This is a genomic window from Streptomyces sp. NBC_00582 (assembly GCF_036345155.1).
Taxonomy (GTDB): Bacteria; Actinomycetota; Actinomycetes; order Streptomycetales; family Streptomycetaceae; genus Streptomyces.
The window spans coordinates 9,733,944-9,754,248 of sequence record NZ_CP107772.1 but is presented as its reverse complement, the minus strand read 5'-3'; the positions used below and the strand labels follow the sequence as shown (position 1 = coordinate 9,754,248).

The window sequence follows — 20,305 nt, the reverse complement described above, 5'->3', positions numbered from 1 at the left end:
GCGCATTAGGCCGGCGCCCGTTCTCATCTGGGCACTCCTCGGCGAACTGGCCGGCTGAGTGCGCCCGTCGGACGGCGGCCGGCCGGCCTGCCGCCCGGTACCAACCCCGCACCCCCTGCGAGGCCGGGCCTCGCGTGACGAAGGAGGACACATGACCACCGAGGCGACCACCAGGGACCTCCACGCCTTCACCGAGAACTGGCTGGACTGGTACCGCGCCCAGGAGGCCCGGCTCGCCGACCCGCACGGGTTCCTGGCGATCACCGGCCTGCACTGGCTGGAGGAGCGGCCGCAGCGCTTCCCCGACGCGCCCGGTGCGTGGCACACCGGCGGCGAAGGGGTCGTCGTCCACCTCGACGAAGGAGAGGAACTGGTCGTCGACGGAACACCGGTGCGGGGTGAACACCGCTTCGGTGTGCTTCCCGAGCGCGGCGGCGTCGACGCGGTCTGGGGAGACGCCGTGATCGAGATCGCCAAGCGGGGCGGACACGACATCGTGCGTCCCCGGCACCCGGACGCGCCGCTGCGGACGGCTTTCACCGGAACGCCCGCCTACGCCCCCGATCCGCGCTGGGCCGTGACCGGCCGGTACGTCCCCTTCGAGGTGCCCCGGCCGACCACCGTGGGCGCGGCGGTCGAAGGACTTGAGCATGTGTACGACGCACCGGGCAGGATCGAGTTCGAGCTGGACGGGCGCCCGCTGGCCTTGACCGCGTTCCCCGGACGGGGAGCGGGACAGCTCATGGTCCTGTTCACCGACGCGACCTCCGGCGTCACCACCTATGCGGCCAACCGCAGTCTCGCCGTGGGGCCGCCCGCCGCCGACGGCACGGTCGTCCTGGACTTCAACCGCGCGGCGAACCTGCCGTGCGCCTACACCGACCTGGCCACCTGCCCCTTGCCGCCGGCCGAGAACCGTCTGCCGGTGGCGATCGAGGCGGGCCAGAGGATTCCCCGCGAGCGGGGCGGGGCCTGAGGGCCTGAGGCCGTCGCACCGGTCGGCTCGGTCCTGAGGAGCGCGTCCGGTGGACGACTCGGACGCCGGCGTGCGGTTACGGTCGGCGGACCGGCCCTCGGGGGAAGGGAGTTGGGGACGCCCGCGCGGTGGGGGCGCTGAGGCGGTGCGGGAGGGCGACCCGTGTGCCGGGCGCAGCGCTACGACCGTGGCGGACACGACGGCTGTCGCGGCGCCGACGGCCTTGCGGCATTGACGTACGACAAGACCGCTCCGTACGATCACGATCGGCATTGAGTGTCAGCGTCAAGCCCTGGCTCGCTGACCGGCAACCCTCCCGCGCGGTGGGGTGCTCCAGGTGAAAGCCCGGCGGGATCACCGAGGTTCCCGCAAGCGCGTGGCCCCCTGAGCGGGGCCGGAGATGTGGAGGACCGGTATGCGGCACGGTGGGGAGCTCAGCGCCTGCTTCGCCGTCGCGGCGGTCTTCTCCCGGCTCTCGCGTCGGCGTCACATCGATCTGCAGCGCTCGACGAGCTGTCTCTGTCCGGCCTGACGGGACCGCCCACCGCCGATCGCTGACGGCCGTTCCCACCCTCTTCGCTTTCCCCCGTTCTTCCTGATCCCTGTCTGTCCAGCGCTCCCCCCGCCGCCGCCGGTGTCGCGTCGGCCGGGGGTCGCACGCCCGTGCACGGCCGCGCCCACGGCACCCCGTGCCTGGTGACACGAGTAGGAGCACCCTCCGTGACAGCACTTCCCGTCTTCAGATCCTCCCGGTGGGCGGCCGTGACCGCCCTGGTGACCACCAGTGTGCTGCTGACCGCCTGCGGGTCGAGCACCGACGACTCCGGCTCCGGCGGCGGCACGGCGAAGGCCGGCGGAACCCTGACCTTCGCGGTCGGTTCGGACGCCGGCTGCGTGGATCCCCAGCAGGTCGGCAGCAACGACACCATCTACTCGGTGCGGCAGATCGTGGACTCCCTGACGGACCAGGACCCCACGACCGGCAAGATCGTGCCGTGGCTGGCCGAGAGCTGGGACATCAGCTCCGACACGACCACGTTCACCTTCCACCTGAGGTCGGGGGTCACCTTCAGCGACGGGTCGAAGCTGACCGCGCAGGTGGTCAAGGACAATTTCGACGCCGTGCCGAGGCTCGGCGCCCTGGGGACCCTGGCCCAGGGCTACCTGAGCGGTGTGAAGAGCACCGCGGTGGTCGACCCGCTCACCGTCAGGGTGACCTTCGCACAGCCCAACGCCCAGTTCCTGCAGGCCACCTCGACCCACTCGCTGGGGATCGAGTCGTCGGCCAGCGTGAAGCGGACCCCGCAGCAGAAGTGCAGTGACGGGGTCGTCGGATCCGGGCCCTTCGTGCTGAAGCAGTATGTGCAGAACCAGTCGATCACCCTGGCCAAGCGCACCGGATACGCCTGGGGTTCCTCGCGGTGGAGCAAGAAGGGCGAGGCGTATCTGGACAAGCTGGTGTTCAAGGTCGTACCGGAGGCGGGCGTGCGGGCCGGCAGCCTGCAGTCCGGTCAGGTGGACGCCATCGGCAGCGTCGGCAAGGCCAACGAGGCGGCGCTCGGGGGAGGTCAGGTCACGCTCCAGCGGCGGGCCAACCCCGGCGTCGTGTTCGGTCTCGGGCTCAACAACGCACGGCCGGCGCTGAAGGACGCGCGGGTGCGCCAGGCGATCCTGTTCGCCATCGACCGCAAGCAGATCGCCGACACCGTGTTCCCCACCGGAACCCAGGCGGCGACCAGCGTCCTCGCCCACACCACGCCCGACTACACCAGCCTCGCCGGGGACCTGTCCCTGGACGCGGGCAAGGCGAAGTCCCTGCTGGACGCGGCCGGTTGGAAGGAGGGCAGCGACGGTGTCCGCACCAAGGACGGCAAGAAGCTCAGCCTGACGATCACCTGGATCCCCAACGCCGCCACCAACCAGCCCGCGTTGGAGTTGATCCAGCAGCAACTCAAGGCGGTCGGAATTCAGGTGAAGCTCAAGCAGCTCCAGATCACCCAACTCGCGCCGACGCTCCAGTCGGGTGACTACGACGCCTCCTGGGGGAACATCACCCGCGCCGACCCGGACATCCTGCGCAGCAACTTCTCCACCGAACTCGCCAACTTCTACCGCCTGCCGAAGGGGAGCCTGGACACGGCGCTGACCGCGCAGGCGGCCACCACGGACGCGGCCAAGCGCAAGCAACTGGTGGGCGAGGCCCAGCAGTTGATCGTGCGGAACGCCTACTACGTGCCGGTGGTCGAACTCCAGACCCAGTTGGGCGTCGCGAAGAAGGTGCACGATCTGGACTTCGACGCCTCCAGCCGGCTCCAGCTCCACGACACCTGGATCGGCTAGCCCGTGCGCGGCTATGTGATCAAACGTCTCGCCCAGGCGGTGGGCGTGCTGTGGGCGGCCTACACCGTCTCGTTCCTGGTGCTGGACTATCTGCCGGGTGACCCGGTCACCGCGATGGCCGGGGCCGGCATGGACTCGGGGCAGGTCGATCCGAAGCAACTGGCCGCCCTGCGGCACGAGTACGGCTTCGACAAGCCGGTGTTGGCGCAGTACGCCGACTACCTCGGCCGGGCGGTGCGCGGGGACTTCGGCGACTCGGTCGCCACCGGCCGGCCGGTCACCGCGACGCTGGCCGACGCGCTCCCGCAGACCCTCCAGCTCACCGGCGCGGCGCTGCTGCTCGCGGTGCTCCTCGGCGGCGGTCTGGCGGTGGTGGCGACCTACACCTCCCGGCGTTGGCTGCGGCAGCTTCTGCTGTCGCTGCCTCCGCTGGGGGTGTCCGTCCCCACGTTCTGGGTCGGCCTGCTGCTCGTCGAGGCGTTCTCGTTCCGGCTGCACTGGTTCCCCGCGTTCGGCAACGACGGGCTCCGGGGACTGGTGCTGCCGGCTCTGACGCTGGCGGTCCCGACCGGCGCGCAGATCGCCCAGGTGCTCGCCAAGAGTCTGCTCACGGCGCTGGACCAGGCGTATGTGGAGACCGCGCGGGCCAAGGGCGCCGGCCGCTGGCGGGTCCATCTGCGGCACGCGCTGCGCAACGCGTCGCTGCCCGCGCTGACGGTCGTCGGCCTGCTGGTGGGGCAGCTCATCGCCGGTTCGGTGGTCGTCGAGACGGTGTTCTCCCGCGACGGCCTCGGCCGGGTGACCGCCGCGGCGGTCACGGCCCAGGACATCCCGCTCGTCCAGGGGGTGGTGGTCTTCGGGGCGCTGATCTTCGTGACCACGAACCTCGTCATCGACCTGGTCTATCCGCTGCTCGACCCGCGGATCGTGGTGGCCTCGGACAGAAGGGCGAGCCTCGCATGAGCCACAACCTTGTCGACGCCGACGCCGACGCCAACCCCGACAACGCCGCTGCCGGTGCCGACGCACACGTCGACGAACCGGCCGGCGGCCGCCCCGACCGCACCCGGCCGAAGGACGCCGCGGGGACCGACCGCGCAGCGGGGCGCGGCGTCGACGTACGGCGGGTGCTGCGGTTCCTGCTGCGCCGCCCGGGTCTGCTGCTGTCGCTGGCCGTGCTCGTGCTGGTGGTGCTGGCCTCGTTCCGGCCGGAGTCGTTCACCTCGCGCGATCCGCTGAAGGGGGAGCCGACGCGGAACTTCCGCGGGCCGAGCGCCACCCACTGGTTCGGCACGGACGAACTGGGGCGCGATGTGTTCTCCCGCGTGGTGCACGGCGCCCAACTGTCCTTGAAGGCCACGCTGATCGCGGTGCTGGTGGCGTTCGTGGTCGGCGGACTGCTGGGTGTGGTCGCCGGGTTCGTGGGCCGCTGGGTGGACGACGTACTGATGCGCTGCGTCGACGTGCTGCTGTCCATCCCCGCGCTGTTCCTGTCCCTCGCCCTCGTCACCGCGCTCGGCTACGGCACGGTGAAGGTGGCGATCGCGGTCGGCCTCGCCAGTGTCGCCTCGTTCGCCCGGGTGGCGCGCTCGGAGGTGCTCCGGGTGCGGCAGGCGGTGTTCGTCGAGGCGTCGCGCTCGTGCGGGGCCCGCTGGTACTCGGTGCTGGGCCGGCATGTGCTGCCCAATGCCGCGGGCCCGGTGGTCGTTCTGGCCACCCTCGACTTCGGCGCCTCCATCCTGGCGGTGTCGGCGCTGAGCTTCCTCGGCTACGGGGCGCCCCCGCCGGCCCCGGAGTGGGGCACGTTGATCTCCGACGGCCGTAACTACCTCGCCAACGCCTGGTGGCTGACCGCGCTGCCCGGGCTGGCGATCGCCGCGACCGTGCTGGCCACCAACCGCATCGCCCGGGCGCTGGACGGCGAATGGTCCCGGCAGCGATGACCGACGAACGTGAGAACGGTGACGACGTGACCCCACCCCTGCTGGAGATCCGCGGCCTGTCGGTGTCGTACCGCACCCGCGGCGGGATGGTCCCGGCCGTGCGGGGCGTGGACCTCGACGTCCGGCCGGGTCAGGTGACCGCGGTGGTCGGCGAGTCCGGCTCCGGCAAGAGCACCACCGCGCACGCGATCACCCGGCTCCTGCCGGCCAACGGCGGTATCGACGCGGGTACGGTCCGCTTCGGCCGGCACGACCTGGCCACGCTGTCGGAGGCGGAGCTGCGGACCGTGCGCGGAGCGCGGATCGGGCTGGTCCCGCAGGACCCGACGGTGTCGCTCAACCCGGTCAAGCGGATCGGCGACCAGGTCGCCGAGGTCCTGCGCATCCACGGTCTGGCGACCCGCCGCTCGGCGGCGGCCGAGGCGATCGCCGTCCTGGACCGGGCCGGGCTGCCCGACGCGGCCGTGCGGGCCCGGCAGTACCCGCACGAACTGTCCGGTGGGATGCGGCAACGCGCCCTGATCGCGATCGCCGTCGCCGCGCGACCCGAACTGATCATCGCCGACGAGCCGACCAGCGCGCTCGACGTCACGGTGCAACGGGTGATCCTCGACCATCTCCAGCGTCTCACCGAGGAGTCGGGCACCGCGATCCTGCTCGTGACCCATGACCTCGGGGTCGCCGCCGACCGCGCCCAGCACCTGGTGGTCATGTCGCAGGGCAGGGTGGTCGAGACGGGCCCCACCCGTGACGTCCTCTCCGATCCCCAGCACGCGTACACCCGGCAGTTGTTGGCCAGCGCCCCGAGTCTGACCACCGCACGGGCCCGCCCACCGGTTCCCGCGCCGACGGCCGATACGGCGCCTCTCGTCGAAGTACGCCATCTGGTCAAGGAGTTCAGGCTGCCCCGCACGTCGGACGGGCCTCGTACCCTGCGCGCGGTCGACGACGTCGGCTTCACCCTCCACCGCGGTCGCACCCTCGCCCTGGTCGGCGAGTCGGGTTCGGGCAAGTCGACCACGGCCCGCCTGGTCCTGCGTCTCGCCGAAGCGACCGCCGGACAGATCCTGTTCGACGGCACCGACGTGACGACCGCCAAGGGCGCCCGCGCCAGGGAGCTGCGCCGCCGCGCCCAGCTCGTCTACCAGAACCCCTACGCCTCGCTCGACCCGCGGTTCTCCATCGGCGAGGTGATCACCGAGCCGCTGCGCGCCTTCAAGGTGGGTGACCGCGCCGCCCGGCTCGCCCGGGCCCGCGAGCTGCTCGACCGGGTGGCGCTTCCCGCCGCCACGCTGGAACGCCGCCCGGCGGAGCTGTCCGGCGGACAGCGTCAGCGCGTGGCGATCGCCCGTGCGCTCGCCCTCTCCCCCGACCTCGTGGTGTGCGACGAGCCCGTCTCCGCGCTCGACGTGTCCGTTCAGGCCCAAGTCCTGGAACTGCTGGCCGAGTTGCAGGCCGACACCGGCGTCGCGTACCTCTTCATCTCCCACGACCTGGCCGTCGTACGCCAGATCGCGCACGAGGTAGCCGTCCTGCGGGCCGGCCGGATCGTCGAGACGGGCCCGCCCGAGGAACTCTTCACCCGTCCCCGGCACGAGTACACCCGTGAGCTGCTCGCGGCGATCCCCGGCGGTCGTCGCGTCCCCTCCGCCGCCGAGACCACCACGAGCTGAGGACCGGCGTCCCATGAGCACACCCACCATCACCTCCCTGGCCCTGCTCACCCCGGGCAACTTCGCCGACGACGACCCGTACACCGGCCTGGAGGAGACGCTCCGGCTGTTCGAGTACGGCGAGCGGCTCGGTTTCGACGGCGCCTGGATCAGACAGCGCCACCTCGAACACGGTGTCGGCTCGGCCGCCGTGTTCCTCGCCGCGGCGGGCCAGCGCACCGAACGGATCGAGCTGGGCAGCGCGGTCATCCCGATCGGCTACGAGAACCCCTTCCGCCTCGCCGAGGACCTGGCGCTGGCCGACGTGCTGTCGCGGGGGCGGCTCCAGATCGGCTTCAGCACCGGGATGCCGCACGCCGACCTGCTCGGCGACCTCGTGCACGACGGGGACTGGCGCGGCTTCGACCTGTCGTACGGCAGGATCGCCCGCGTCCTCGAACACCTGCGCGGCGACTACCTCGGCGGCCCGGACACCGTCATCCACTCGCCCGGCAACGTCCAGCGTCCCCGGCTGCAACCGCACAATCCGGCCCTGGCGCGGCGCATCTGGTACGGCGGCGGCAGCCTGCGCTCGGTGCGCTGGGCCGGCGAGAACGGCCTCGGTCTGCTGACGGGCAACATCGTCACCGGCGAGGCCACCGACGACTTCACCACGGCCCAGCGGAACCTGCTGGCCGCGTACCGCAGCGCACGGAGCGCGCGGGACACGGACCGTCCGGCGCGGGTGGCGCTGGGCCGGGTGATCGTGCCCTTCGACGGCGCCGACGCGGCCGGCCGGGCCCGCTACCGCGCCTACGCCGCGAGCCGCCACGCACGGACCCTGGCGCCCCAGGGCCCACGACGGACCCTGTTCGCCCCCGACGTGGTGGGCACCGCCGAGCAGATCCTCGAGCGACTCGCCGCCGACCCCGTCCTCGCGGAGGTGTCGGAGCTGCGCCTGGAACTGCCGTACGAGTTCCACCGGGAGGAGTACGAACAGATCCTGCACGACGTGCGCCACCTGATCGCGCCCGAGTTGGGCTGGCGCCCCGCCCTCACGACGGCACGGGAGGCGCTCCGGTGAGCTCCCGAGCTGGTGCCCCGGCACTGGTTCAGCGCCTTCACCTTCCCCGAGGGATGAGGTCTTCCCGGTCGGACGACGGCCACACGTAGGGGAGATCGTCGGGGACGCCGGGGAACTCGGGCGCGTACGTCAGCGGATCCTTGCGGACCAGCGCGGACTGGTGGCTGCGGTGGAAGGCCTCGTCGCCGAGCCACGGCGGCAGCGCTCCCGCACGGGCGAGAGCGGGCTGATCGCGCACCGGAGCGCCCGGGCACCAGGCCTCGTATCCGGTGATCAGTGAGGCGGCGCAGCTGTCCGGATGCCCCTGGTCCCGCCACACCTGGCAGACCTCCAGGCCGTAGCGGACCAGTGCTTCCTCGTATCCGCACCACATGCGCACCGCCGGGTGTCTGTGCCAGCCGTACCCGGGCAGGGTCAGACCGCGCAGGACCTGGAGTGCCTCGACCCGCTGTTTGCCCAGCCGGCGGCGGTCCAGGAGCTGGGCGGAGCGCCGGAAGTCGGCATCGGGCAGGAACGTCTGCATGGGCGCCCTCCTGTCGTGGGGTGCGGCGGGGTCAACTCGCTTCTCGTGCCGGGGGGCGGGCCGTGTGGTCGGGATGTCGGGCGGTGCGGCGGTCCTCCTTCATCTCCGCCTCGTAGAGGTGGTCGCGGCCCTGTGCCAGGTCGCTCACCACGGAGCGCTCCAGCTCCTGGAACGGCCGGTAGTAGGTGTCGTCGTAGGCCTCGACGACCTGGAAGGTCCAGTGGCCGGGGATGACGTTGCGGCCGAGGATCTCCGTGCGGACCTTGTCGGCCCACGCGTGATGTCCCGCTTCGTGGAGGAGTCGTACGGCGCGGTCCAGTTCCAGGTCGGCCCCGCCGGTGAGCTGGTGGAAGCCGTAGAGGTGCCCGCGGGCCCGCTCGGTGGTCTCCAGGGCCTTCGACAGGGAGCCGAGGGCCTCCACGGTCTTGTCGTCGACGCCCTCGGGGCGCCGGTGCCGCTGGTCGGGGCCGTCCTGGTACTCGCTCATGGGGCTTCCTCGATGACGTGGCCGGGATCGTGCGTCACCTTCTCTTCCGGCCGCGCGGCGCGTTCGGATGCGGGCCCGGCGCATTGCGGCCGCGTCCGCCGTACCGGGGTCGTTCTACGTTCAACGCTTGGCGCGTTCGGCGGCGGGGTACTCGGAGCGCCGACCGATCCGCCATCAGAAGGGACGTGGGGCCGTGTTGCTCTCCCATTCAGTCCAGGGCGGAGTGCTCGTCATCACGGTGTACGAGGACCCGGGCGCCGACGCTCGCGCCGCGCTGCAGGCGAGGATCGGCGATCTGGTCCAGGCGCACCGGCCGTCCACCCTCGTCATGATCCTCGACGAGCCGGCCGCGGCCCGCCCGGTGATCGGCGTCGTCCTGCGGGTCCACCGTCTGTGCGCTCGGCTCGGCATTCTGATGTCCGTGGCCACGCACAGCGCCCCCGCGCGGCATCTGCTCGAGACCTGGGCGGACGGTCTCGACGGCACGCGGCTCGTCGTCCACGCCCGCATCGACACGGCGATCGCCGGCGCGACCGCGCTCGCGGTGGCCGCATGACCCGCCCGGGGCGGTCGTGTCCGTCCCCGACCTGCGGGAGGTTGGGCGCCACCCGCGACGACATGCGCGTCTTCCAGATGCACCGGGCGGTCCGCGCCGCCCTCGACCAGCACCGCGTCTGGCGGCACGTGCCGCTCGACGAACGGCGGCGCCTCCTTCCGCCCGCCGACGAAACGGCCCTCGTCACCGAGATGCGGCGGGCCGCCGTCACGGACCCGGGCGGCCTCACCGACGCCTACCGGCACCGCGCGGCCGACCCCGACGACCTGTAGGCCCCGCGCAGCGACTTCCTCGACCTCGTCGACGCCGCCACGCCCGCCCGTCCAGCCGTACGCGACATCGTCGTCGGCGGACGTCGGAACCGGGGCTCGGCGGAGGTGGGCGATCGGTCCGGGCGTAGGCTGCGCACAGCACGGTCACGGCCCGGGGGAGCGGATGACGTCGGAGACGACACAGCGGTGGGAATCGAGCCTCGACTCGGTCGTGGTGTACGCGCAGGGAGCGGTGTGCCGCCGGCTGGCCCGGGGCAGTGTGCCGCCGGACGGCCGGGTGCGGGTGACGGGACTGCCGCGCTCACTGGACGCGGGATCGCTCCGGGCCCGGGTCACGGGTGGCGCTCCCGGAGCGCGGGTCGGTGCGGCACGCGTGGAGGTCGAGGCCGCACCGCGCGGCAGCGCCGTCGACGACGACCTGCGCGGTGAGGTGGAGCGGCTGCGCGACGAGTGTGCGGCGGCGCGGGGTCGCCGGGACCGCCAAAGGGGCCTGATCGAGGAGATCGGGGCGCTGCGCCCGGTCCCGCCGCCCCGTAGACGGGACGATCCGCACCGTCGTACCCCGGTCGACGCTTGGCTTCGGCTGGCCGACTTCGTCGACGAACGGCTGACCCGGCTGCACAGCCGCCTCGTCGAACAGGAGGAGGTGCTGCGCCGCGTCGAGCACGAGCTCTCCGTCGCCGAGGACAGACTCGCCCGCGCCTCCACCGACGCGCCGTCGGCGCACGTCGAGACCACGGTCTCGGCCGTCCTGACCCTCGACGGGGCCGGGGACACGGAGGTGGAGGTCGAGGTGGAGTACGGCGTGCAGGGCGCCGTATGGGTGCCTGCGTACCGTCTCACCCACCGTCAGGACGAGGGCACCGCCCGTCTGGTGCTGCGCGCCTCGGTCGCCCAGCGCACCGGTGAGGACTGGACCGGGGTGCGGATCGCGCTGGCCACCGCCGACCTGCGACGCCGCACCGATCTGCCGAGGCTGCGCTCGCTGCGGATCGGGCGCAGGCAACCCGAGCCCGAGCCCTCCGGCTGGCGCGAGCCTCCGGCGGGGCTGGCCGACCTGTTCGCCGGATACGACGCGGTGGGCCCCCGGCCCGCTCCGGTCGCCGTGCCCGTGAGCGTCGGGGCCGGGCTCGTCCCGCCCCCGCCACCACCTCTACCACTGCAGAGCTACGGCGCGCCCGACCTCGCGGCGCCGCCGGGCTACGGCGTGTCCCTGCCCACCGCGCCGCCGGTTTACGGCGCGGCGGCCCCCGCTCCCCAGGTCGGCGGCCCGGTCCCGGAGGGCTTCGGTGGCGGGATGGACGGCCGGATGGACGATCTCGCGCGGTCGGCCCCGCCGCCCTCGGCCGGCCGACCGCGGGTTGGCGGCAGGTCGGCCGCGGCCCCCGCTGCCCGCGCCATGGTGCCCTCGGCCCCCGGCAGCGCGCCGGCGCCCGCGCCCCTGGGCAAGGCGGCCGCACCCGCACCGCCCCCCGTGGCCGGTCCGCCGCGGCCGAGCAGCGCCGAACTCGACTACTCCGCCCTCACCCTGTGCGGTCCGGACGAGCAGGGCGCTCGCCGGGGCCTGCTGTTTCCCGACGCCCCCTTCGACCCGGTGGCGGCCGAGTACCGGCGCCGCGCCGACGCGGTGGCCGCGCTGCCCCTGCCGGGTCACGCCGTGCGGCCCCGTGAGTCGGCCGGTTCCTTCGATCACCGCTTCGACGCGGTGGCCCGCGCCGACATCCCCTCGGACGGCTCCTGGCACACGGTCACCGTCGGTGGGATTCCGGTCGGTCTGCGCACCGAGTACCTCTGCGTGCCGTCCGTGGAACAGACCGTGTACGCCACCCTCGTGCTGTCGAACGCGACGGACCAGGCCCTGCTGGCCGGCCCGGTGGAGGTCGCCTCCGGGGACGACTTCCTGGTGACCGCCGCGCTGCCGACGCTCCCCCCGGGCGGTGAACGCCGGGTGGGGCTCGGGCCGGCCGAGGGCGTCCGGGTCAGCCGCCGGACGCACCTGCACGAGTCGACCGCGGGCATCCGCGGCCAGACCACCGTGCTCGACCACCGCGTCCACGTCGAACTGGCCAACCGGCTCGCCGGGCCGGTCACCGTCGAGGTCCGTGAGCGGGTCCCGGTGACCTCCGACACCGACGTCCGCATCGAGGAGCGCGCCGACTGGACCGCTCCCCGGGACGTCACGGGGCCCGACCTCCACACGCCGGGCACCCGCCTGTGGCGGGTGGAACTGCCCGCCGGCGGCACCACCGTCCTCGAAGGCGGCTACGAGATCCGCATCCCGTCCGGCAAGACCCTCGCCGGCGGCAACCGCAGGAGCTGACCCACCCCATGTCCACGGCACCGGAGCCGATCCCCCTCCCCGTCACCGCCGTCACCTGTCTGGAGGACCGCGCGCACATCGAGCGCACGACCACGGTCGACCTCCGGGCCGGTGTCCAGCGGCTGCGTCTCGGGCCGGTCAGCGCGCTGGCCGTCGACCGTACCCTGCAGGCCGCGCTGACCGCCGCGCACCCGGCGACCGTGCTCGACGTGCGGATCGTCCGTGCCTGGACGCCGCGCGGGCCGCGCCCCACCGACGACGACTCGGCCCTGCGCCACCACGTGGCCCGGCTGGAGGACGAGCGGCTCGCCGTGGAGCAGCGGCGCGACCGGCTGCGGGCCCGCCTCGACGCGCTCGGCCGACTCGCCGCCGACCTGCTGCGGGAGATCGGCGAAGGCGCCGGCGGCGGAGAGGACGAAGGGCCCCGCTGGACCCTCGAACTGGACCGGGTGGACGACGAACGCGACTCCTGCGCCGAGCGGCTGCGCGCCGCGGAGGCCCGACTGGCCGCCCTCGCCGAGGAGCTCGGCACCGCCCTGCGGGCCCTTGACCTCGCGGAGGAGGAACCGGCCGAGCTGACCGGCCACATCGAACTGACCGTCGAGGCCTCGGCCGCCGGACCGGCCGGACTGCGCCTGACCCATCTCACCCCCTGCGCGCTGTGGAGGCCCGCCTACCGGGCCGTGCTCGACGGGGACGCCCTCACGCTCGAGACCGAGGCGACGGTGTGGCAGCGCACCGGCGAGGACTGGTCCGACGTACGGCTGACGCTGTCGACGGCGCGCTCGGCGCTGTCCGCGGAACCGCCCCGGCTCGGCGAGGACCGGCTGACGCTCCAGGACCGCACGGCCGCGGAGCGCCGCACCATCGACGTCGAGCTGCGCGAGGAGGAGATCGCGGATATCGGTCCGGCCGCGGTGCTCGGTCTGCCGGGCGTGGACGACGGCGGCGAGGTCAGGGTGCTGCGCTCCCCGGCGCCGGTCTCGGTGCCCGCGGACGGTCGCGCCCACCGGGTGCCGCTGTCCGTGTTCACCACGACCGCGCGCAGCGAGTACGTCTGCGCACCCGAGCTGTCCCCGCTGGTCACCCAGGTCGTGCGGGGCGACAACCGGTCCGGCCACGCCCTGCTCGCGGGCCCCGTGGACCTGCTGCGGGCGGGCGGTTTCAGCGGGCGCGGGATGCTGGACTTCACGGCTCCCGGTGCCGCCGTGGAACTCGCCTACGGCAGCCATGACGACCTGCGGGTCGTACGGCACACCGAGGAGAGCCGTGACACGGCGGCGCTCACCCAGCGGACCGTGGTGACGCACACCGTCCGGCTCCATGTGTCCCGGTTCTCCGCCCCGGACGAACGGGACGAGCGGGTGGTCGTCCTGCGTGAGCGGATCCCGGTCTCCGAGGTGTCGGCGGTCCAGGTACGCCTGCGGGAGGAGGGCTGCTCCCCCGCGCCGGACGCGGTCGACGCCGACGGTGTCGCGCAGTGGCGGCTCGCCCTCGCACCCGGCGGCCGGCGCACGGTCACCCTGGTCTACGAACTGTCGGCGAGCGCCAAGGTCGCCGGGCTCTGAGTCCGTGCCGGGCCGGGGCCCCGGGTCACTCGCCCAGCAGTCGGCGCAGCCACCGCAGGCGGGCCGCGCGGGCGTCCCGGGAGAGCGCGGCCTGCGGCACCAGCCCGTCGAAACCGTGGAAACCGCCCGGCCAGACATGCAGTTCGGCGCTGCCGCCCGCCTGCCGGATACGGCTCGCGTGGGCGACGTCCTCGTCGCGGAAGGTCTCGGCCGAGCCGACGTCGATGAAGGCGGGAGGAAGCCCCGACAGGTCGTCGGCGCGGGCGGGCGCGGCGTACGGGGAGACGTCGGCCGTGCCGCGTGCCGCACCCAGCAGGGCGCTCCACCCGGTGTCGTTGGAGGTGCGGTCCCATACGCCCAGGCCGGCCATCTGGTGGGCGGACGGGGTGTCGTTGCGGTCGTCGAGCATCGGGCACATCAGCACCTGTCCGATCGCCCGCGGTCCGGCGCGGTCACGGGCGCGGGGCAGTCCCAGCCGGTGGCTGCCCGTCACCATGCCGCCGCCGTGGATGGCGCAGACGATCGGGCGCGGTGCGGTCGCGGCGGTGGGCCGGCAGAAAAGCAGCGGCACCTCGGGCGCGCCCGGAGGACCCGGGGCCGTCCGCTCCTCGATCTCGAAGAGGCCGCCGCCGGCCAGTTCCTCGTTCGTGGGAGGCGCGAACGGACCGCCGTCGGTCTGTCGTCCGGCGGGGATCACGTCCGGGGTGATCGTGGGCGGCAGAAAGGCGCCGATCGCCTCGAGCTCGGCGGCGAGTTCCGGATCGAAGGGCGGGGGGCAGGTCCATCGGGGCCTCCTGTGGTGAGGTGTGCGGGGGGTCGTGGGCTCCGCCGTCGCGGTCGCGGCGAGCGGGCCGGTGGTCAGCGGGCGGCCGCACGGGTCGCCGGCGGTCCTCCGGTACGGCGTCCCGCTCCGGCCGGTCGGCGGGGGTCAGCCGGGGCACCCAGGCCAGGCCGATGACCGCCGCCGGCAGGACGCAGCCGAACAGCGCGCCGAAGAACAGCCGGGTGTGGCCGAGGGCGAGGGCGGGCGTGCCCAGGGCGGCCAGTGCGGCGACGGCCGGGTGAAGGCCATGGTCAGGCCGGTGGCGGTGGAGCGCAGCAGGGTGGGGAAGAGTTCCTGGGTCCAGACCTTGTAGACGGACTCCCCCATCGGTGACTGGCTCCGACATCCGGTCGTCGGCCCCGCGTTGATCGCGGCGCTGACGGGCGGACGCACCGAGCGGGCGGCCGCCCCCGCCGAGGGCGCCGTCGACGCCCTGCGTCCGGTGTCCTCGCCGGCGCTGCGTCGGTTCCTCGGGTTCCTTCCCCGGCACCTGCCGCGCGAGCTGCTGGAGAAGCTGATGGGGATGGGCGATGCCCCTGCCGTGACAGCCGACGCCGGTCCGCCCCGCCGGCCCTTGAGCGCGGCCCGTCGTGCCCTGACACCACGGCGGGCCGCTCAGCCCTCTCCCCCTGAGTAGTCGAACCAGTCGAAGTGGACGGTGCCGGCCGCGGCGTACATGCCGATGACGCGGCCGGTGAAGCCGCCGGCGACCTCGGTGGACAGATACCGGCCGTCCAGCCGGGCCAAGTCGACGTACCGGCCCTCCGCGTCCTCCAGACCGAGGGAGACGGTGTCGGGTCCCTGGCGTGGGTCGCGGACCTCCCGGGTGGCGGCCACCTCGACCCTGAGCACCACCGGCCCCCCGGGCGCCGGGTGGGACGCCAGCACGGATCGCAGCGGTCCGACACGGGCGATCACCAGGACCTCTTCCCGGGTCGCCTCGATCTCGTAGTGGTGCCGTTCGTCGAGCCGGACGGCGAGACCGCCGCGTCCCGCGGCCGGGTCGACCAGGGTGCGCACGCGGCAGGTGGGGTCCTGCTGGCGGCGGCCGACGAAGACGGCCTCGGGGTCGTCGAGGGAGTCCCCGCGGGCGCGCAGGCTCAGCCATCCGGGCCGTTCCTCCGTGGTGCAGTGCTCCACGGGCCGGGAACGCGGGGAGATCCAGCGGGGAGCGAGCTCGCCGTGCTCGAAGTCGTCCCGGACGGGCGTCGGCACGGGCTCCTGGAGCGGCCAGGGCGGTGGGGACAGGACCGGTGACACCTCGCCCACCACCGGCCAGCCGTCGACCCAGGTGACCGGGGCGAGGAAGGTCTCCCGGCCGAGGACGTGCCAGCCGGGCGACCCACCGTGCGGCCGCACGCCGAGGAACACCATCCACCAGGAACCGTCCGGCCCTTGGACCAGGTCCCCGTGGCCCGTGTTCTGGATGGGGTGGTCGGTGCCCCGGTGGGTGAGGATCGGGTTGGCCGGGCAGGGCTCGAACGGGCCCTGCGGGGTGCGGCCCCGGGCGATCGAGACACCGTGACAGCGCTCGGTGCCCCCCTCGGCGATGAGCAGGTACCAGTAGTCACCGATGTGATGGAGGTGCGGCGCCTCCGGGGCCTTGGCGCCGGGCGTGCCGGACCACAGAGGCTGCGGCTCGCCCAAGGTCTCCCCGGTGTGCGGATCGATACGGACCTGGCTGACGCCCGCGACGGTGCACCAGCAGGTGCCGTCGTCGTCCCAGGCGAGGTCCGGGTCGATGCCCCGCACACCGGGCAGCGGGATCGGGTCCGACCAGGGGCCGGCCGGGTCGGTGGCGGTGAAGAGGAGGTTGCCGTCACCGCTCACGTTCGTGACGATCAGCCAGAAGCGGCCGTCGTGGTGGCGCAGTGTGGGTGCGTAGAGTCCGCCGGACGAGGCGGAGTCGGGCGGCAGACGCAGTTGGCTCGGCCGGTCCAGGGCGTTGCCGATCTGGGTCCAGTGGACCAGGTCGCGGCTGTGGAAGACCGGCACGCCCGGGTAGTACTCGAAGCTCGAGCAGACGAGGTAGAAGTCCTCTCCCACCCGGCAGACGCTCGGATCGGGGTGGAATCCCGGGATCACGGGGTTGCTGAGGACGGTGTCCCCCTTGGGCGCGCTCGACAGCCTTCGCATGAACCCTCCGAAGAGAGAAACGTTCGCATCCGGGCATGATCAATTTCTGGACGAGGCTAGCGAGCGCGCCATCGGAGGTCAACGGCGCGCCCGTCAGGGTGGCGACGATCTCCAGCCTCGTTCCGGGGTCAGCTCGGGGTGCTCGTCAGGCGGTACGAGCCCGACGGCAGCGCGTCCTGGTGCAGGAGCCTGTACGCCAGGTCGGCGCGGCCCTCGTCGGTGAGGTCGGGGGCGAGGACGTTGACGCCGAGGAAGCCCACGGACAGGGTGTTCTCGGCGTACCGGACGCGGCTGCTGTGCGGGTGGGCCCCCTTGTAGGCCGCGTCGTTGCCGATGTTGTCGGCCAAGTGGCCGATTATGGAGCGGCGTTGTCCTCGGTCTTCTGGTCGGGGTCGGTTCCGGGTTCGATCGGGGAGGCGTCGCCGAGGCTGGACCTGACCGTGACCGTCCCGCCCTCGGTGCTCAGGTACTCGGCGAGGAACGCCTTCTTGATGTCGGCGAAGAGTCGCTCGTACGCCGCGGCCTCGTCCGGGCGGTCGAGGGCCCGGGCCATCCGGGCCATGAGCCGGGCGACATAGCCGTAGTAGACGTCGCTCATGAGCCGGGCGCTGGTCTTCTGCGGGGCGAGCCAGTCGCCGGTGAGGGAGCCCTGCCCGGCGTAGGTGTCGCCGGTCTGCCGCCGGATCCAGTCGAGATAGCGGGTCATCGCGGGCCAGTTGTCCTCGACGACGGCCGGGGCGCCGGTCATCTGCCACAGGGTCCAGGGCAGCACGACCCCGCAGGGGTGACCGGTGCCGAGGCGGCCCGCTGTGGGTCGGTCACCGTCCGCTCCGGGTCCACGACGATCCGGCCCCTGCCGTGGGGGCTGTCCTCCTGTCCGGTGACGCCCGTGGCGACGGTGATCGACCGGGGCCGGCGATCCCAGCGGCTGACGAACCGGGCGGTCTCGGCCGGATAGACGAGGAGCAGGGCGCCTCTCCGTGGCCGACTACGACAACACGACCTTCGCCGCGCTCGGGCCGATCTCCCTGACGAGCGTCGACCAGGCGGGCCGGGAGATCGGCAGGAACGCCACCCGTCTGCTGCTGGAGCGGATCACGGACCGCGCCAAGCCGTCGGTCCAGGTCAGGCTCTCCCCCACGCTGGTGGCGCGCCGCACCACGGCCGGCCCTGTGCGCTGGTGCCCCGGGTCGTGTCCGCACCGTCCCGTCGTCCGCCCGAAGGGCGGGACGCGTCCGGAGCGTGCTCTCGGCGCGGCGGGAGTGCGTGCCGGGCGCCGCGGGGCGGGCGGGACTTCACGGACCCGACCCGGGGGATCCACTCAGTCGCGTGCGGCCACGTACAGGCTCTGGGTGCTGCGGCCGAGCGGGCCCTTCTCGTCGTGCAGGGCGGATTCGGCGAGGCCGATGCCGGCGCCGTCGACCATCGTCCGGGCGTCCAGACAGACCCACTCGCCCTCGGGATGGCGATGCACCCCGACGCTGAGATCGGCGTTGACGAAGACGTACCGGTGGAAGTCCAGTGCCGCGCTGACCCCGTTGCCCGAGTCCGCGGCGACCAGCACCCTGCTGAGCGGTGTGATCTCCTCCCCCGCGACCAGGGGAACCCTCATCCGCATCCACGCCGTCGCCGGGCCGGGCTCGAGGAAGGAACCGGCCGCGAAACGCACTTCCATGCCGGTGTGGTAGCCGCGGTCCCACGGGACGGGGAAGAACGCCTCCTCGGACGCGGCCGTGGGGCCGGGCACCTGCGGGCCCGGCGACACCTCGGGGACCGAGTGCGGCGCCGTCTTCAGGAGCAGAGCGGTCACGCGCATCACCTCCGCGCCGCCGTCAGGCGTCAGGGCGGCCTCGACGAGCTCGGTGCTGCGCCCGGCGCGCAGCACGCGCACCGACACGGTCAGCGGCCGTATCGGAACGGGGCGCATGATCTCGTACGTCAGCCGGGCGACCCGTAGATCCGGCCGGGCGTCGGGCCGTTGCTCGACGGCCAGCCCGAGCAGCGCGGCCGGTGGCCCCGCGTGCTGCGAGCCGGCGTCCCATGGCCCCCGCGAATAGGGGGTGGGCAGGAACCGGTCCTCGGTCTCCCGCTCGTAGAAAGCTTCTGCCTCCGACACCGGTGTGGCCTTCCCTCCGTGACGCCGCGTCCCGTTCCCCCCATCCTACTAAGCGCTTGCTCATTTCGCTCGCTTCCGGGGCCGCCGTTTCCCACTGCACGGGCAACGGGAAATCCCCGGGAAACGCCTGGTCGTCCGGTGGCCCCCGACGAGAACGTGAGCTCCGTCGATCCCCGGGAGCGTCGCCGCGCCGTGCGGCGGTCCCGTGGGCAGCACTCACGTAAGGATCTGCGCCAGTGAACAGGTGGAATCGTGTTTCGTCCGTCGGACGCCGGTCCGGCCGGGGCAGCGGGATCTTCTCCGCGGTGACGGCCGCGCTGCTGCTCGCCGGCAGCATGACACTCCTCGGCACGGCGGGCACCGCGCAGGCCGCCGCGTCGGACTGCGAGGGCGGCCGCAACGGCTTCATCGACATCTCCGACGAGGCCTACGACACCGCCGGACCCCAGGTGACGCTGTGGAGCGAGGGCATCAACATCAGCGTGCAGTACGGCAACATCCGCGGCGTCCAGCGCGGTTGGGCCCGCATCGCCGGTGATGTGCAGCCGGGCAACCAGGTGTGGATGGACTGGAGCCAGGACGGCGGCCGGACCTGGCTCCAGTGCGGGCCGTTCACCTCACGGGGCGGCGAGAACAAGACGAGCGCGGCCCAGCGCACCAGCAACGACGCCAACTGGAAGTTCCGCGCCTGCGGTTCGACGCGGTCCGGGATCCACTGCACGGCCTGGTGGTAGGCCCGCGCGCGGCCCTGCCCCGTCCGACCGCCGTCCCCCTCTCTCCAGCTCTCCGGCCGACCTCCGTCCGACGTCCGTGACGCACCTTTGGAGTTCCGCATGAACACACCACGCACCGCGCTCGCACTCGCCTCGGCCGCGCTGCTGGCGGCCGTGGGCAGCCCCGCGCTCGCCGCGCCGGGCGCCGCCGCCCCGTCCGCCGCATCCACCGCCACCCACTGCGTCCTCGTCCTCGACGAGGTGAAGGCCGGCGAGCAGGTCTCCGACGTCCAGTCGTACTCCTGCTTCAGCGGTCCCGGCGCCTCCGCCCGGGCCGCGGCGGCCGTGCCGCGGGCCGCGCAGACGGAGCTGATGACCTGGTCCGAGCACGCCGACTGGGGCGGCGAGTACACCAAGGTCTACGGCAGCGCCGGGCCCTGCGACGCGGCGGGCTACAGCTTCAACCCGAACAGCTACTGGTCTACGCACCTGTCGTCGCTCCTCGTCGACGGGGGATGCACCAAGGCCTTCCTGAGCGGCCCGAGGGGCAACGGCACCTTCGGCCGCTCCATCCCCTACGTCGGCGACACGCTCAACGACGCGGTGACGTACATCAAGATCTGGCGCGGCTGAGCGGGCCGGAACAGGGGTTTCCCGGGCATCGCGCCGAGAGGCAACGGGAAACCCCTGATCCGTGCCACCTGCCGAGGCCACGGTGAGGCCCGTTCCCGTCCCCGGCAGGAGAGGCGCGCGCCCCGCTTCCGCCGGTGGATCCCACGCCTCAACCACTGTGACA

Annotated in this window: 20 protein-coding genes, 2 pseudogenes and 1 riboswitch; of the genes and pseudogenes, 16 read left to right on the top strand and 6 right to left on the bottom strand. The window is 73.2% G+C overall.

The genetic code is table 11. From position 1 onward, the window contains the following. Nucleotides 1-151 precede the first annotated feature (151 nt). The 7 genes from OG852_RS44125 (at nucleotide 152) to OG852_RS44095 (ending at nucleotide 7,995) form a co-directional block, all read left to right on the top strand. The gene (locus tag OG852_RS44125; RefSeq protein ID WP_133914330.1) at nucleotides 152-976 is read left to right on the top strand and encodes a DUF1684 domain-containing protein; all 825 of its coding nucleotides are present in this window, start codon (nucleotides 152-154) and stop codon (nucleotides 974-976) included. A 268-nt stretch (nucleotides 977-1,244) separates the two neighbouring features. Continuing rightward, nucleotides 1,245-1,357, top strand: a riboswitch (SAM riboswitch). A 19-nt stretch (nucleotides 1,358-1,376) separates the two neighbouring features. Beyond that, a complete protein-coding gene (locus OG852_RS44120; protein ID WP_330350820.1) occupies nucleotides 1,377-1,508 on the top strand; it encodes a putative leader peptide in 132 nt (43 codons plus the stop codon). Nucleotides 1,509-1,696: 188 nt separating this feature from the next. Further along, nucleotides 1,697-3,316, top strand: coding sequence for an ABC transporter substrate-binding protein (locus tag OG852_RS44115; RefSeq protein ID WP_330350819.1), 1,620 nt, complete (start codon nucleotides 1,697-1,699; stop codon nucleotides 3,314-3,316). A gap of 3 nt (nucleotides 3,317-3,319) precedes the next feature. Continuing rightward, a complete protein-coding gene (locus OG852_RS44110) occupies nucleotides 3,320-4,279 on the top strand; it encodes an ABC transporter permease (protein ID WP_133914332.1) in 960 nt (319 codons plus the stop codon). Beyond that, nucleotides 4,276-5,259, top strand: coding sequence for an ABC transporter permease (locus OG852_RS44105; protein WP_330350818.1), 984 nt, complete (start codon nucleotides 4,276-4,278; stop codon nucleotides 5,257-5,259). Before OG852_RS44110 ends, OG852_RS44105 begins: the two co-directional genes overlap by 4 nt. Then, nucleotides 5,256-6,932: an ABC transporter ATP-binding protein gene (locus tag OG852_RS44100; protein WP_330350817.1), complete on the top strand. Its 1,677-nt coding sequence runs from the start codon at nucleotides 5,256-5,258 to the stop codon at nucleotides 6,930-6,932. The genes OG852_RS44105 and OG852_RS44100 overlap by 4 nt, the downstream gene beginning before the upstream one ends. Before the next feature lie 13 nt (nucleotides 6,933-6,945). Beyond that, nucleotides 6,946-7,995, top strand: a complete 1,050-nt coding sequence (locus tag OG852_RS44095) for an LLM class flavin-dependent oxidoreductase (protein ID WP_330350816.1) — start codon at nucleotides 6,946-6,948, stop codon at nucleotides 7,993-7,995. Nucleotides 7,996-8,032: 37 nt separating this feature from the next. Here the strand turns inward: OG852_RS44095 and OG852_RS44090 are convergent, their stop codons facing one another. After that, on the bottom strand, nucleotides 8,033-8,518 hold the full coding sequence (locus OG852_RS44090) for an MSMEG_6728 family protein (protein ID WP_133914336.1): 486 nt from the start codon (nucleotides 8,516-8,518) through the stop codon (nucleotides 8,033-8,035). A 31-nt stretch (nucleotides 8,519-8,549) separates the two neighbouring features. Beyond that, entirely contained in the window at nucleotides 8,550-9,005 is a 456-nt protein-coding gene (locus OG852_RS44085; RefSeq protein WP_133914337.1) for a hypothetical protein, read from the bottom strand. A 193-nt stretch (nucleotides 9,006-9,198) separates the two neighbouring features. Here OG852_RS44085 and OG852_RS44080 point away from each other — a divergent pair, with 193 nt between their 5' ends. From OG852_RS44080 to OG852_RS44065, 4 genes are all read left to right on the top strand, one after another. Continuing rightward, a complete protein-coding gene (locus tag OG852_RS44080; protein ID WP_330350815.1) occupies nucleotides 9,199-9,561 on the top strand; it encodes a hypothetical protein in 363 nt (120 codons plus the stop codon). A 62-nt stretch (nucleotides 9,562-9,623) separates the two neighbouring features. Further along, nucleotides 9,624-9,833, top strand: a complete 210-nt coding sequence (locus tag OG852_RS44075) for a hypothetical protein (protein ID WP_330350814.1) — start codon at nucleotides 9,624-9,626, stop codon at nucleotides 9,831-9,833. A gap of 163 nt (nucleotides 9,834-9,996) precedes the next feature. Then, nucleotides 9,997-12,153 carry a DUF4139 domain-containing protein gene (locus OG852_RS44070; RefSeq protein WP_330350813.1) on the top strand — a complete coding sequence of 719 codons (2,157 nt, stop codon included), beginning with the start codon at nucleotides 9,997-9,999 and terminating at the stop codon, nucleotides 12,151-12,153. Nucleotides 12,154-12,161: 8 nt separating this feature from the next. Continuing rightward, nucleotides 12,162-13,721, top strand: coding sequence for a DUF4139 domain-containing protein (locus OG852_RS44065; protein WP_330350812.1), 1,560 nt, complete (start codon nucleotides 12,162-12,164; stop codon nucleotides 13,719-13,721). A gap of 25 nt (nucleotides 13,722-13,746) precedes the next feature. On the opposite strand, the gene OG852_RS44060 is transcribed toward OG852_RS44065, so the two are convergent. Beyond that, nucleotides 13,747-14,454: an alpha/beta hydrolase fold domain-containing protein gene (locus OG852_RS44060; protein WP_330351612.1), complete on the bottom strand. Its 708-nt coding sequence runs from the start codon at nucleotides 14,452-14,454 to the stop codon at nucleotides 13,747-13,749. Between the two features lie 85 nt (nucleotides 14,455-14,539). Here OG852_RS44060 and OG852_RS44055 point away from each other — a divergent pair, with 85 nt between their 5' ends. Together OG852_RS44055 and OG852_RS44050 are read left to right on the top strand one after the other, a co-directional pair. Further along, complete coding sequence (locus tag OG852_RS44055) at nucleotides 14,540-14,857, top strand: hypothetical protein (RefSeq protein ID WP_330350811.1); 318 nt, start codon at nucleotides 14,540-14,542, stop codon at nucleotides 14,855-14,857. Nucleotides 14,858-14,908: 51 nt separating this feature from the next. Next, complete coding sequence (locus OG852_RS44050; RefSeq protein WP_330350810.1) at nucleotides 14,909-15,181, top strand: hypothetical protein; 273 nt, start codon at nucleotides 14,909-14,911, stop codon at nucleotides 15,179-15,181. Here the strand turns inward: OG852_RS44050 and OG852_RS44045 are convergent. Together OG852_RS44045 and OG852_RS44040 are read right to left on the bottom strand one after the other, a co-directional pair. Further along, complete coding sequence (locus tag OG852_RS44045) at nucleotides 15,160-16,680, bottom strand: glycoside hydrolase family 43 protein (RefSeq protein ID WP_330350809.1); 1,521 nt, start codon at nucleotides 16,678-16,680, stop codon at nucleotides 15,160-15,162. The two genes, OG852_RS44050 and OG852_RS44045, sit on opposite strands and share 22 nt — an antisense overlap. Nucleotides 16,681-16,841: 161 nt before the next feature. Then, nucleotides 16,842-17,461 (bottom strand): annotated as a pseudogene (locus OG852_RS44040) (alpha-L-rhamnosidase-related protein); the annotation flags it as partial. Between the two features lie 199 nt (nucleotides 17,462-17,660). Between OG852_RS44040 and OG852_RS44035 the strand changes: the two are divergent. Next, nucleotides 17,661-17,783: pseudogene (locus OG852_RS44035) on the top strand (LacI family DNA-binding transcriptional regulator); the annotation flags it as partial. A gap of 218 nt (nucleotides 17,784-18,001) precedes the next feature. Here OG852_RS44035 and OG852_RS44030 read toward each other — a convergent pair. Continuing rightward, nucleotides 18,002-18,796 carry a thioesterase family protein gene (locus OG852_RS44030; RefSeq protein WP_330350808.1) on the bottom strand — a complete coding sequence of 265 codons (795 nt, stop codon included), beginning with the start codon at nucleotides 18,794-18,796 and terminating at the stop codon, nucleotides 18,002-18,004. Nucleotides 18,797-19,032: 236 nt separating this feature from the next. Here OG852_RS44030 and OG852_RS44025 point away from each other — a divergent pair, with 236 nt between their 5' ends. After that, nucleotides 19,033-19,530 carry a hypothetical protein gene (locus tag OG852_RS44025; RefSeq protein WP_133914344.1) on the top strand — a complete coding sequence of 166 codons (498 nt, stop codon included), beginning with the start codon at nucleotides 19,033-19,035 and terminating at the stop codon, nucleotides 19,528-19,530. Between the two features lie 99 nt (nucleotides 19,531-19,629). Next, nucleotides 19,630-20,142 carry a hypothetical protein gene (locus tag OG852_RS44020; protein WP_133914345.1) on the top strand — a complete coding sequence of 171 codons (513 nt, stop codon included), beginning with the start codon at nucleotides 19,630-19,632 and terminating at the stop codon, nucleotides 20,140-20,142. The last annotated feature ends 163 nt before the right edge of the window (nucleotides 20,143-20,305 follow it).